The sequence below is a fragment of the Gordonia sp. DT101 genome (genome assembly GCF_049844895.1).
In the GTDB taxonomy this organism is placed as follows: Bacteria; Actinomycetota; Actinomycetes; order Mycobacteriales; family Mycobacteriaceae; genus Gordonia.
In genome coordinates this window covers 343302-356399 of the sequence record NZ_JBNCLX010000006.1, presented here as the reverse complement: position 1 = coordinate 356399, position 13098 = coordinate 343302, and the positions used below count along the sequence as shown (strand labels likewise).

The 13098-nt window shown below is 66.8% G+C and carries 11 protein-coding genes; 10 read left to right on the top strand and 1 reads right to left on the bottom strand.

The features are described 5' to 3' along the window. The first annotated feature begins 52 nt into the window (after positions 1 to 52). The 3 genes from ACLQ3I_RS21010 (at position 53) to clpX (ending at position 3024) form a co-directional block, all read left to right on the top strand. Positions 53 to 661, top strand: a complete 609-nt coding sequence (locus tag ACLQ3I_RS21010) for an ATP-dependent Clp protease proteolytic subunit (RefSeq protein WP_161059423.1) — start codon at positions 53 to 55, stop codon at positions 659 to 661. A gap of 53 nt (positions 662 to 714) precedes the next feature. Then, positions 715 to 1434, top strand: a complete 720-nt coding sequence (locus ACLQ3I_RS21005; RefSeq protein WP_425793612.1) for an ATP-dependent Clp protease proteolytic subunit — start codon at positions 715 to 717, stop codon at positions 1432 to 1434. A 309-nt stretch (positions 1435 to 1743) separates the two neighbouring features. Continuing rightward, positions 1744 to 3024, top strand: coding sequence for an ATP-dependent Clp protease ATP-binding subunit ClpX (gene clpX / locus ACLQ3I_RS21000; protein ID WP_425793613.1), 1281 nt, complete (start codon positions 1744 to 1746; stop codon positions 3022 to 3024). 120 nt (positions 3025 to 3144) lie between these two features. Here clpX and ACLQ3I_RS20995 read toward each other — a convergent pair whose 3' ends face one another. Further along, positions 3145 to 5463, bottom strand: a complete 2319-nt coding sequence (locus ACLQ3I_RS20995) for an FdhF/YdeP family oxidoreductase (protein WP_425804412.1) — start codon at positions 5461 to 5463, stop codon at positions 3145 to 3147. 48 nt (positions 5464 to 5511) lie between these two features. Between ACLQ3I_RS20995 and mobA the strand changes: the two genes are divergently transcribed. The 7 genes from mobA to ACLQ3I_RS20960 form a co-directional block, all read left to right on the top strand. Beyond that, positions 5512 to 6120 (top strand): molybdenum cofactor guanylyltransferase, encoded by a 609-nt coding sequence (mobA, locus tag ACLQ3I_RS20990; RefSeq protein WP_425793616.1) that lies wholly within the window; start codon positions 5512 to 5514, stop codon positions 6118 to 6120. Positions 6121 to 6194: 74 nt separating this feature from the next. Beyond that, entirely contained in the window at positions 6195 to 8843 is a 2649-nt protein-coding gene (locus ACLQ3I_RS20985; RefSeq protein ID WP_425804409.1) for a valine--tRNA ligase, read from the top strand. Then, the gene (gene folC, locus ACLQ3I_RS20980; RefSeq protein ID WP_425793620.1) at positions 8840 to 10507 is read left to right on the top strand and encodes a bifunctional tetrahydrofolate synthase/dihydrofolate synthase; all 1668 of its coding nucleotides are present in this window, start codon (positions 8840 to 8842) and stop codon (positions 10505 to 10507) included. The genes ACLQ3I_RS20985 and folC overlap by 4 nt, the downstream gene beginning before the upstream one ends. Continuing rightward, positions 10504 to 10905 (top strand): DUF4233 domain-containing protein, encoded by a 402-nt coding sequence (locus tag ACLQ3I_RS20975; RefSeq protein WP_425804406.1) that lies wholly within the window; start codon positions 10504 to 10506, stop codon positions 10903 to 10905. The genes folC and ACLQ3I_RS20975 overlap by 4 nt, the downstream gene beginning before the upstream one ends. A 171-nt stretch (positions 10906 to 11076) precedes the next feature. Further along, positions 11077 to 11493 carry a hypothetical protein gene (locus tag ACLQ3I_RS20970; protein WP_425793623.1) on the top strand — a complete coding sequence of 139 codons (417 nt, stop codon included), beginning with the start codon at positions 11077 to 11079 and terminating at the stop codon, positions 11491 to 11493. Between the two features lie 54 nt (positions 11494 to 11547). Next, positions 11548 to 11964: a nucleoside-diphosphate kinase gene (gene ndk, locus ACLQ3I_RS20965; RefSeq protein ID WP_425793624.1), complete on the top strand. Its 417-nt coding sequence runs from the start codon at positions 11548 to 11550 to the stop codon at positions 11962 to 11964. A 417-nt stretch (positions 11965 to 12381) separates the two neighbouring features. Continuing rightward, on the top strand, positions 12382 to 13098 hold a 717-nt coding region (locus tag ACLQ3I_RS20960; RefSeq protein WP_425804403.1), incomplete at its 3' end, for a translation initiation factor IF-2 N-terminal domain-containing protein.

Below are 13098 nucleotides of genomic sequence, written 5' to 3'. Positions count from 1 at the left end.
GGTTGACGCGGTCGAGGACCGCATGTCACCACGACAGGCAAAGGTAGGAACTGTGAGTGAGCCGACCATCCACACACCAACGCTGAGTTCGGGAGTGGCCGGGCTGAACCTGACCGACTCCGTGTTCGAGCGACTGCTCCGAGAGCGCATCATCTTCCTCGGCACCCAGGTCGACGACGACATCGCGAACCGGTTGTGCGCGCAGATCCTGTTGCTCGCCGCCGAGGATCCGACACGCGACATCAATCTCTACATCAATTCACCGGGTGGTTCGGTCACCTCGGGCATGGCCATCTTCGACACGATGCAGCTGGCGGAGTGCGATGTCGCGACCTATGCCATGGGCATGGCGGCGTCGATGGGGCAGTTCCTGTTGGCGGCCGGTACGCCGGGCAAGCGCCACGCACTGCCGCACGCGCGGATCATGATGCACCAGCCGTCGGCGGGTATCGGCGGCACCGCGGCCGACATCGCGATCCAGGCCGAGCAGTTCGCGGCCACCAAGAAGGAGATGAACCGTCTCAACGCGGAGTTCAGTGGGCAGCCGCTGGAGAAGATCGAGGCCGACGCCGACCGTGACAAGTGGTTCACCGCTCAGGAGGCCAAGGACTACGGGCTGGTCGATCACGTGGTCACCCGCGCATCGGTGATGCCGTCCTGATCTCCGCCGACCATCCCAGTCCCACGAGGCCACTCACAGCAACGGAGCACAAGATGACCAACTCCAGCTCGCTCGACTCCCGACTCCCGGGGTCCCTCCCGGCCGACGTCGCGGCCGGAATCCCGGCGTCGGCACTCGCGCTGCGTGCCATCGAGGCGCGGTACATCCTCCCGCAGTTCATCGAGCACACCCCGAACGGTCAGCGTCAGTACGACCCCTACGCCAAGCTGTTCGAAGAGCGCATCGTGTTCGTCGGTACGCCGATCGACCAGACCGTTGCCAACGACGTGATGGCGCAGCTGCTCGTCCTCGAGTCGCAGGATCCCGACCGCGACATCACGATGTACATCAACTCCCCGGGCGGCAGCGTGCCCGACATGCTCGCGATCTACGACACGATGCAGTACGTTCACTGCGACATCGTGACGGTCTGCCTCGGTGAGGCGGCGTCGGCGGCCGCGATCCTGCTGGCCGGCGGTACACCGGGCAAGCGGGCGGCACTGCCCAACGCGACGATCCTGATCCATCAGCCACGGACCGGCGGCGCGTATCAGGGGCAGGTCTCCGACCTCGAGATCCAGGCTGCCGAGATCGAACGGATCCGCTACCGCCTCGACGAGATCCTCGCCGGCCACACCGGACAGGACCCCGCGAAGATCCGTAAGGACACCGACCGCGACAACATCCTCACCGCAGATGCGGCCAAGGAATACGGGATCATCGACGAGGTCTTCGAGTACCGCAAGAAGTCGTTCAGGAAGTCGTCGTCCTGACCTAGAGGTACGTGCATCGGCTCGACACGCCGGGCCGATGTGCGTGCCCGAGGTCGCCGCCACGGTCATCCTTGACGTCTGCGCCGCAGTGCCTCACCGGATACCGACGCGCAGGCGAAGATGACGATCAGATAGACAGAAGACGACCGAATCGGGACACGACATTTGTCCTTATCGGTCGAAGTTCGAGCGGCACGCGGGTACCGTCAGGTTAATGGGCATTCCGATCGTCGGTCGGTGGCCCATGCCCGGCTGCACGCGGAGACCGTCCGCCGGTTCGACCGGAGCGACAAGGAAGGTACGGCACAGATGGCACGAATCGGAGACGGTGGCGATCTGCTGAAGTGCTCTTTCTGCGGAAAGAGTCAGAAGCAGGTCAAGAAGCTGATCGCCGGGCCCGGCGTGTACATCTGCGACGAGTGCATCGACCTGTGCAACGAGATCATCGAGGAGGAACTCGCCGAGAACGGCGACGTGAAACTCGACGAGCTGCCGAAGCCGGTCGAGATCCGCGACTTCCTCGAGAACTACGTCATCGGCCAGGACACCGCCAAGCGCACTCTCGCCGTGGCCGTCTACAACCATTACAAGCGAATCCAGGCCGGCGAGAAGAAGGATTCGCGCAGCGGTGAGACCGTCGAGATCGCGAAGTCCAACATCCTGATGCTCGGGCCCACCGGCTGCGGCAAGACTTACCTCGCACAGACCCTCGCCAAGATGCTCAACGTGCCCTTCGCGATCGCCGATGCCACCGCCCTCACCGAGGCCGGCTACGTCGGTGAAGATGTGGAGAACATCCTCCTCAAGCTGATCCAGGCGGCGGACTACGACGTCAAGCGCGCAGAGACCGGGATCATCTACATCGACGAGGTGGACAAGGTCGCGCGCAAGAGCGAGAACCCCTCGATCACCCGCGACGTGTCGGGGGAGGGTGTGCAGCAGGCTCTGCTGAAGATCCTCGAGGGAACCCAGGCATCGGTGCCGCCGCAGGGGGGACGCAAGCATCCCCATCAGGAGTTCATCCAGATCGACACCACCAACGTGTTGTTCATCGTCGCGGGTGCGTTCGCAGGGTTGGAGAAGATCGTCTCCGAGCGAATCGGTAAGCGCGGCATCGGTTTCGGCAACGAGGTGACCAGCAAGGATGACGTTGACACCTCTGATCACTTCGCCGAGGTGATGCCGGAGGACCTGATCAAGTTCGGTCTGATCCCCGAGTTCATCGGGCGTCTGCCGATCCTCGCATCGGTGACCAACCTGGACAAGGACTCGCTGGTGAGCATCCTGTCCGAACCGAAGAACGCACTGGTGAAGCAGTACACCAAGCTCTTCGAGATGGACAACGTCGAACTCGAGTTCGCCCAGGACGCATTGGAGGCGATCGCCGATCAGGCCATCCATCGCGGCACCGGCGCCCGTGGTCTCCGCGCCATCATGGAAGAAGTCCTGCTGCCGGTGATGTACGACATCCCGAGCCGCGACGACGTCGAGAAGGTCGTCGTCACCGGAGAGACGGTGCGCGACAACGTGCTCCCGACGATCGTCCCGCGCAAGGAAGGTCGCGACGAGCGGCGCGACAAGAGCGCCTGAGAGAGTTTCTGCTCCGCGAGGAGCGAGGGCCCGTACGACGAGCCCCGAAGGGCCACCCGCCCTTCGGGGCTCGTTGCTTTTTGCGCCCTGCGGGACGCCCGCGAGTTCGCCCCTGCGAGATCAGACGGTGGGACTGGGCTCGAGGCGCACGACGACGGCCTTCGACACCGGGGTGTTCGACTCCTTCGCCACCGCGCCGAGCGGTACCAGCGGATTGGTCTCGGGGTAGTAGGCAGCGGCATTGCCGCGCGGCGTCGCGTAGGCGATCACCTCGAACCCACTGACCCGTCGTTCCTGCACCCCGTCGCTCGCGGCGAATTCCGACACGATGTCCACCCGATCGCCGGCCCGTAGACCCCGGCTCTCGATGTCGTCGGGGTTCACCATGATGACCCGGCGGTTGCCCTTGATGCCGCGGTAGCGGTCGTCGTGGCCATAGATCGTGGTGTTGTACTGGTCGTGGCTGCGCAGCGTCTGCAGGATCAGTCGTCCCTCTGGGACGCGAACCCACTCGAGGGGATGCACGGCGAAGTTGGCGCGGGAGGTCGCGGTGTCGAACTCGCGACGGTCACGCGGTGGGTGCGGCAGGACGAAACCGTCGGACAGCCGCACGCGGGTGTTGAAGTCCTCGAAGCCGGGGATCACCCGCGAGATGTGATCCCGGATCGCGTCGTAGTCGCCGCGGAACGCCTGCCAGGGCACGGTGTGGTCGGGTCCGAGAACTGCGGTCGCGAGGTCACAGACGATGGCCACCTCGCTGTGCAGTTCGGATGATGTGGGTGGTAGGGAACCGCGGGAGAGGTGTACCACCGACATGGAGTCCTCCACCGAGACCTGCTGGGGGACACCGTTCACCACATCCTTGTCGGTACGTCCGAGGGTGGGCAGGATGAGTGCGGCCGTGCCGGTGGCCAGGTGGGACTCGTTGAGTTTGGTACTGACCTGAACGGTCAGCGAGCACCGCTCGAGCGCCGCTCGGGTGTACTCGGTATCGGGGGCGGCCGAGACGAAGTTCCCGCCCATCGCGACGAACAGCCGGACGTCGCCACGAGCCATCGCCCCGATCGCCGCGACGGTGTCGTAGCCGTGGGCACGTGGACTCACGATGCCGAACTCGGCGTCCTGGGCGGCGAGGAACGACTCGGGCATCTTCTCGAAGATCCCCATCGTGCGGTCGCCCTGCACGTTGGAGTGGCCGCGCACCGGACACAGCCCCGCGCCGGGTTTGCCGATCATGCCGCGCAACAACAGCACATTGGTGCCCTCGCCGATGGTCGCGACGGCGTGGTGATGCTGGGTGAGACCCATCGCCCAGCAGAGCACGATGCGTTCCGACGACGCGACGGCGTCGGCGAGGTCGATGATCGCCGCATGGCTCAGTCCGGTCGCCTCGAGGACGTCGGCGAAGTCGACGTCGTCGAGCAGCCGAAGATAGTCGTCGACCCCCGCGCAGTGCCGATCCAGGAATTCCTGATCGAAAACCGTTCCGGGGGCGGCACGCTCGGCGTCGAGGAGCAGACGCGCGACCCCGCGGAACAGGGCCATGTCACCACCGAGGCGAATCTGCAGGAAGTCGTCGGCAAGCTTCACCCCGTGCCCCACCACGCCGCTCACCTTCTGCGGGTCCTTGAACCGCATCAGCCCGGCCTCGGGCAGTGGATTGATGGCGATGATCCGGGCGCCGTTGTGCTTGGCCTTCTCCAGCGTGGACAGCATGCGCGGATGGTTGGTGCCCGGGTTCTGCCCGGCGATCAGGATCAGGTCGGCGGCCTCGATGTCGGGCACGGTGACCGATCCCTTGCCGATCCCGATCGAGGCGCCGAGCGCCGCACCGGACGACTCGTGACACATGTTGGAACAGTCGGGGAGGTTGTTGGTGCCGACGCTGCGAGCGAACAGCTGGTAGACGAACGCGGCCTCGTTGCTGGTCCGTCCCGAGGTGTAGAAGACCGCCTCGTCCGGCGACGACATCGCGGCGAACTCGTCCGCGATGATGCGGTTCGCCTCGTCCCAGCTCACCGGCCGGTAGTGGGTGTCACCGGCGGCCAGGTGCACGGGATGGGTCAGTCGTCCCTGCTGTGACAGCCAATAGCCCGACTTCTCGCGCAGATCGGCGACGGAGTGGGTCGCGAAGAACTCCGGGGTCACCCGCCGCTTGGTGGCCTCCTCGGCCACGGCCTTGGCCCCGTTCTCGCAGAACTCGGCGTGCTTGCGGTGTCCGGGGGTCTCCGGCCACGCGCAGCCGGGGCAGTCGAAGCCGTCGCGCTGATTCAGCTTGGTGAGCGTCCGCGCCGTCCGCAGTGGCCCCATCTGCTCCAGCCCGCGCGCCAGCGCGACCGCCACCGCGGGCACGCCCGCCGCGTAATCCTTGACGTGTCCGACGTGGACGGCGTCCGGTTCGGCGATAGGGGTTTCGTCGCGGGGCTGTGCGGGACTCATATCACCATCTTGCCCCCAGAGACCGGACGCTTCACAGAGACTGATTCCATGGCGCAACAGGATGCAGGACAGCGGGTGGCGGGGATCGTGCTGGCGGGCGGACGCTCACGGCGGATGGGCCGGGACAAGGCGGCGCTGGAGTGGGAGGGCGAGCCGATGCTGGCTCGCGTGGTGCGGGTGGTCGGGGAGCGCTGCCAACCGGTGCTGGTGGTAGCGAACGAGGAGTCCGCCGCATACCGGTCGCTGTACGGCACCGGCGGTCCGGAGGCGCAGTGGGTCACCGACGAGGCACCGGGCACAGGTCCGCTCGGTGGGCTCGCGGTCGGACTGGCGCGAGCCGCGGAGGCGGGCGCGGAGTGGGCCTTCGTGTGCGCCACCGACATGCCGCTGATCTCCGTCGACCTCGTCGACGAACTGATGCGCGGTGTGACGTCGTCGAACCAGGTGGTGATCGCGACCGACGCCCAGCGCGACCATCCGATGGCAGGTGTCTACCGAACCGATGTGGCCGGGACGCTCGGCCGACTGACCGACGCCGGGGAACGCCGGATGCTGGCCGCGCTCGAGCTGCTGACCACCCATCGTGTGGCGGTGAGCAACCCCGAGTGGCTCACGAACGTCAACGCGCCGGAGGACCTGCATCGGCTCCACGTGTGAGACACATGGAGGCCTCGCGGCCGAACACGTACGGGCCTGCAGTCCAGTGGGGACCCGTTCCCTAAGATTGTGGGGTGACCACATCCGATCCCACCCGTGAATTGCCGAAGTCCTGGGACCCCGCCGAGCATGAGGACAGGCTCTATCAGGGCTGGGTGGATGCCGGCTACTTCACGGCCGATACGACCAGTGACCGGCCGGCCTTCTCCATCGTCATCCCCCCTCCGAACGTCAACGGCTCGCTGCACATGGGGCACGCCTACGAGCACGTGCTGATGGATGCACTGGCCCGCCGGCGCCGGATGCAGGGTTACGAGGTGTTGTGGCTGCCGGGCATGGACCACGCCGCGATCGCGATGCAGACGATGGTCGAGCGCAAGCTCGCCGGCGAGGGTCTCACGCGCGACGACCTCGGCCGTGAGGCCTTCATCGAACGTGTGTGGACCGAGAAGGCCGAGATCGGCGACAACATCGGTACCCAGATGCGACGGCTGGGCGACAGCGTCGACTGGAGCCGCGAGCGGTTCACCATGGACGACGGACTGTCCCGCGCGGTGCAGACGGTGTTCAAGCAGATGTTCGACGACGAGCTGATCTATCGCGCGGAGCGACTGGTCAACTGGTCGCCGGTGCTCAAGACCGCGATCAGTGACATCGAGGTCAGCTATGCCGACGTGGAGGGCGAACTCGTCAGTTTCCGGTACGGCAGTCTCGACGACGGCCAGCCTCATATCGTCGTCGCCACCACCCGGCTGGAGACGATGCTCGGCGACACGGCGATCGCCGTCCATCCCGACGACGAGCGGTACGCGCATCTGATCGGCACCGAACTCGAGCATCCGTTCTCCGACCGGATGATCCCGGTGATCGCCGACGATTACGTCGACCCCGAATTCGGTAGTGGTGCAGTGAAGATCACACCCGCCCATGACCCCAACGACTTCGCGATCGGGCAGCGGCACGACCTGCCCATGCCCACGATCATGGACGACGAGGCCCGGATAGCGGACACCGGGACGCCGTTCGACGGCATGGATCGGTTCGAGGCCCGGGTCAAGGTGCGTGAGGCACTGGCCGAGCAGGGGCGCATCGTCAAGGAGGTGCGGCCCTATCTACACAGCGTCGGTCACTCCGAGCGCACCGGGGAGCCGATCGAACCGCGACTGTCGATGCAGTGGTGGGTGAAGGTCGATTCCCTGGCCAAGGCGGCGGGTGACGCGGTCCGCAACGGCGACACGGTGATCCATCCGCCGTCGATGGAACCGCGCTGGTTCGGCTGGGTCGACAGCATGTACGACTGGTGCATCTCACGTCAGTTGTGGTGGGGTCATCGCATCCCGATCTGGTACGGCCCGGACGGTGAGGTGGTGTGCGTCGGTCCCGACGACCAGGCGCCGGAGGGGTACGTGCAGGAGACCGACGTCCTGGACACGTGGTTCTCGTCCGGACTATGGCCCTTCTCCACGATGGGCTGGCCCGACAAGACGGCCGACCTCGAGAAGTTCTATCCCACTTCGGTTCTCGTCACGGGCTACGACATCCTGTTCTTCTGGGTGGCCCGGATGATGATGTTCGGCACCTACGTCGGGCCGCAGTTGGGCGAGGGCGCCGAGGTCCCGTTCCACAATCTGTTCCTGCACGGCCTGGTCCGCGACGAGCACGGTCGCAAGATGTCGAAGTCGAAGGGCAACGGTATCGACCCGTTGGACTGGGTGGAGCGATTCGGCGCCGACGCCCTGCGTTTCACGCTCGCACGAGGCGCCAACCCGGGCAGCGACATCTCGGTCGGGGAGGATCACGCCCAGTCGTCGCGCAACTTCGCCACCAAGCTCTTCAACGCGACCAAGTTCGCGATGATGAACGGGGCGACCCTCGGAGATCTGCCGGAACGATCCACCCTCACCGAGGCGGATCGCTGGATTCTGGATCGCCTCGCGACCGTTCGTGCCGATGCCGACGCCGGGTTCGAATCGTACGAGTTCTCCAAGGCCTGCGAGGCCCTGTACCACTTCGCGTGGGACGAGGTGTGTGACTGGTACCTGGAGTTGGCGAAGGTCCAGTACGCCGAGAACGACGCGGAGCGTTCGCGGTCGACCTCATTGGTGCTCGGCACGGTGCTCGACAGCCTGCTGCGCCTGTTGCATCCGGTGATGCCCTTTGTCACCGAGGCGTTGTGGACGGCACTGACCGGCAAGACGTCGGTCGTGGTGGCCGAGTGGCCCCACGGCGCCGACGGCGCCGCCGGCGACGCCGCGGCGGCCCGGCACATCGACGATCTGCAACGCCTCATCACCGAGGTCCGCCGATTCCGCAGCGACCAGGGACTCAAGCCGGGGCAGCGGGTGGCGGCCGAGATCGACGGCCTCGACGTCGCCGGGCTGGCCCCGTCCCGGGCCTACCTCGATTCCCTCGCCCGCCTCGAACGCGCGGGTGACGACTTCTCGGCCACCGCAACCATCGACGTCCGGTTGTCGGCGACCACGGTGACCGTGCGTATCGACACGTCGGGGACGGTCGACGTGGCGGCCGAGCGTAAACGCCTGACCAAGGACCTCGCCGCTGCCGAGAAGGAATTGGCCGGGACCACAGCGAAACTCGGCAACGAGCAGTTCCTGTCCAAGGCCCCCGACCACGTCGTCGCGAAGATCCGCGACAGGCAGCAGGTCGCCACCGAGGAAGTCGAACGGCTCGGTGCCGCCCTCGATGCGCTGAGCGGCTCGTGAGTCCGCGCGAGCGCGGACACGGCAGCGCCGACGACGAGGACGTCGACGACATCGACCGTGACCACCTTGGCGAGGATCCGCGCGACCGCGATGAGATCGATGTCGATCCGCTCGGTGCCGCTCCGCTGCCGACCGACCTGGGGTCCTTGCTCGCCGGCCGCGGCGGGGCCCCCGACGACCTCTATGCCGACGACGACGACGGTTCCGGGTACGAGGAGTCCACGGACGACGACGGGGATCGCGCTGCATCGTCGGTCGACGCAGGCCCACGTGATGACCCGGCCACTCTCGCCGAGCTCGCGGAGCTGGAGGCCGAGCTCGACACGCGCTGGCCGGAGACCAGGATCGAGCCGTCGCTGACCCGGATCTCGGCGCTGATGGATCTGCTCGGCTCGCCGCAGCACAGCTATCCCGCGATCCACATCGCGGGTACCAACGGCAAGACGTCGGTGACGCGGATGGTCGATGCGCTGCTCATCGCACTGCACCGACGGACCGGCCGGATCACCAGCCCGCACCTGCAGCGGGTCACCGAGCGGATCTCGGTGGACGGTAGGCCGATCAGTGCGCGGCACTACATCGACACCTACCGCGAGCTCGAGCCCTACATCACCATGGTCGACGACTCCTCGACCGCGACCGGCGGACCGCGGATGAGCAAATTCGAGGTCCTCATCGCGATGTCGTATGCGGTCTTCGCCGAGGCTCCGGTCGACGTCGCGGTGGTGGAGACCGGGATGGGCGGACGCTGGGACGCCACGAACGTCATCGACGCCGCCGTCGCGGTGATCACGCCCATCGCCATGGACCACGCCGACTATCTGGGCGACTCCCTGGGTGCGATCGCATCCGAGAAAGCCGGGATCATCAAGAAGGCCGACGACGACGAACTCCTGCCCACCGACCCGGTCACGATCATCGCGGCGCAGGAACCCGAGGTGTCGGACGTGCTACTCCGGCAGGCGGTCGAATCGGAGACGATCGTCGCGAGGCAGAACTCCGAATTCGCGGTGCTCGACTCGATGACCGCCGTCGGAGGTCAGCTGTTGCGTCTGCAGGGACTCGGCGGTGTCTACGACGAGGTCTTCCTCCCCCTGCACGGAGCCCACCAGGCGGCGAATGCGGCGCTGGCGTTGGCCGCCGTCGAGGCGTTCTTCGGCGCCGGTGCGGATCGGCAACTCGACATCGACGCGATCCGTGCGGGTTTCGCATCGGTGACGAGCCCCGGTCGTCTCGAGCGGGTGCGGAGTGCGCCCACCGTCTTCGTCGACGCCGCGCACAATCCGCACGGCGCCACCGCGCTGGCGCAGGCGCTGGCCGAGGAATTCGACTTCCGACGCCTCGTGGGCGTCATCGGCATGCTGGGCGACAAGGATGCCGAGGGCTTCCTGGAGGCTGTCGAGCCGGTCTTCGACCAGATCGTGCTGACCAACAACGGATCCCCGCGTGCGGTGGACACGGAGTCGCTCGCCGAGATCGCGCGACCGATCTTCGGGGATGACCGAATCGTGGTGAAGCCCTTCCTGCCGGACGCGGTGGAGACGGCGATCGGCCTGGCCGAGGAATCCGAGGGTGAGCCCGTTTCCGGTGCGGGCGTGGTGATCACCGGGTCGGTGGTCACTGCCGGCGCCGCGCGCACACTGTTCGGCAAGGAGCCCTCATGACTGAACCGGTTCGGTTCACCCCACCCGCCAACGACCCGTGGAAGGGCCTGCGTGGCGTGATGGCCGGCACGCTGATCCTCGAGGTCATCGTCCTCGGCCTGGCATTCCCGATCGTGGCAAACATCGGCTCGGGCCTGACGTGGCTGTCGGGTGTCTACCTGGGCGTCGTCGTGCTCGCCCACATCCTGGCGGCCGGATTCCAGGGCCGCCCGTATGCGCTGCGACTCGACCTGGCGCTCCAGGTACTGGTGATCGTCGGCGGCGTCTTCCACTGGTCGATCGCCGTGATCGGGGTGATCTTCCTCTGCGTGTGGGTGTACATCGCGTACATCAAGCACGATGTGGAGGTGCGGATCGCCCGGGGCATGCTGCCGGGCCAGCAGCCACTCGACGGCTGACCTCTCCGTTTCGACAGCCACCAGTCCGGGTTCGGCGAGTGCAACACGTGTTGCCCGACTGTGACCTCGAGGCCCTCGCTTTTGCCCCGGCGGGGCTGTGACAATGTCGCTGCCGGGGGGCGCTTTTTCGTGCGTTCCCTGTGTCCGACTTCCAGTGATGTGAGGAAACGCTTGTCTGTCAACACCCGCCTTCACCGCCCCTTGGCCACCGCCGCGATGGCGCTGGCCGTGATCGGATCGTCGCTGGCCGCCGGTACCGCCAACGCCGCGCCACCGGTCGATCCGGCGGATCTGCCGGTCGCCGACGCGCCGATGCCGGTGTCTGAGGGGGAGTACAGCTACGTCGCCACCCACGACATGACGATGCGCGCGGCCTCGATGAAGGTCCCTGATGCGGTCGCGTCCCTGCCGGTGCCGGCTCAGTACCGTCCGGCGAACCTGGCGCTCGCGGCCCAATTCGACATGGCGCTGGCCGGCGCTCTCAAGTCCCCGGGTGGCTGCCTGCAGATCGTCGTGGATCCGCGCGCGAAGTCGGGCAACCTGTTCAACTACGGATTCTTCCCGGTCGCCGGGACCTACTGCCAGTGACTCGTGCTGGTGGGAGCGAAGCAGGCGAGCAGACCGCAACGATAGGGTGACGTCGTGACTGAACGGACTCTGGTACTCATCAAGCCCGACGGCGTCGAGCGGTCGCTGGTCGGCGACATCATCAGCCGGATCGAGCGCAAGGGGCTGACCCTCGTGGCGCTGGAACTCAAGACCGTGAGCGACGACGTGGCGCGCGGACACTACGCCGAACACGAGGGCAAGCCCTTCTACCCGTCGTTGCTGGAGTTCATCACCTCCGGCCCACTGGTCGCGGCGGTGCTCGAAGGACCGCGGGCCGTGGCCGCGTTTCGGCAGATCGCCGGTGGCACCGACCCGGTCGAAAAAGCCGTCCCGGGAACCATCCGTGGCGACTTCGCATTGAGCACCCAGACCAATCTGGTGCACGGCTCGGACTCACCGGAGTCCGCCGAGCGCGAGATTGCGCTGTGGTTCCCTGACCTGGGCGTCTGACCGCGGTCTCACCCGCGTCCCTCGTGCCGTGGACACCTCGGCAGTAGGCAAACACGCATAGTGTGCGGGGATCGACTCGTGGTGTGGGATACTTGCACAGTTGTCGGTGACACACTTTGTCGTCGGCAGCCGGATGACGCCTCCGGTATCGGTCACCCCGATCACCGGTCTTCCCCATCAGGCTCGGGCTGCCCTGGCAGCCGGACGGCTGGCTCGAACGCCCGCGGCCCGATGGCGTGGAAGACCTGACCGGTTGAGGTCATCAACAACGCAAGGCGCCGCCTCGCGACCAGTCATTACAGGTCGCGGAGAAGGCGCGAAGACCACACAACACCGGTCCACCAGAGACCGGGACACAGAGTGAAGCCCTCGCGTGGCCGCGTCAGCCCGACGCGCCCGGGGGCTCGAGGAGACTGAGTGACCGACAACGGGTCGCCGGCTGACGCGAACGCATCGTCAGGATCGGCGGAAGAATTTCCCAGCAGGCTTCGCGTGCATGCTCTGGCCAGGACCTTGGGCCTGACCAGCAGACAAGTGCTCGCACACCTGACCGAGCTGGGGGTGGAAACACGTAGCCCCCAATCGAGCATCGACCGCGAGGTCGCGCAGCGGGTCGCCGACCGCGTCCGTGCACACGTCGAGGTCGATGAGGCCGCCGTCGAGGCGGTCGAGGACGCGGCCGACACCGCCGGGACCGACGAGTCCGGGCGAGCCGAGGTCGAGCCCTCGGACCCGGCGCAGGCCGGCCCGGGCGCAGGCGAGACCCCGTCCGCCGAGACCGCATCTGCCGAGATCGGGACGTCGGGGGCCACTCCGGTCAGTGCGGCACCCGTGGGCGATCAGACCACGAGCGAGGCCCCACCGGCAGCTGAAGCGCCGGCCACCGAAGCCGCTGCCGACGAATCGGACGTGCCCTCGTCCCCGACAACTCCCGAGACGACCGGCATGCCGACCTTGTTCTCGTCGGTCGAGCAGACCCAACACCAGCCGATCTCGGCCGCCGAGGTGGCCGTGTCGCAGCCGCTGTTCCTGTCGCCTCAGGCGGTCGAGCCTGTGAAGCGCTCGCCGCGCAGGCCGAAGACCGAGGAAAAGAAGCCAGAGGACACGAAGTCCGAGGGCACGAGGTCCGACAGT

Coding starts and splice junctions, on each gene's coding strand:
- ACLQ3I_RS20995 (WP_425804412.1), bottom strand. CDS start 5,463: ATGAGTCCCGCACAGCCCCGCGACGAAACCCCTATCGCCGAACCGGAC.
- clpX (WP_425793613.1), top strand. CDS start 1,744: ATGGCACGAATCGGAGACGGTGGCGATCTGCTGAAGTGCTCTTTCTGC.
- mobA (WP_425793616.1), top strand. CDS start 5,512: ATGGCGCAACAGGATGCAGGACAGCGGGTGGCGGGGATCGTGCTGGCG.
- ACLQ3I_RS21005 (WP_425793612.1), top strand. CDS start 715: ATGACCAACTCCAGCTCGCTCGACTCCCGACTCCCGGGGTCCCTCCCG.
- ACLQ3I_RS20975 (WP_425804406.1), top strand. CDS start 10,504: ATGACTGAACCGGTTCGGTTCACCCCACCCGCCAACGACCCGTGGAAG.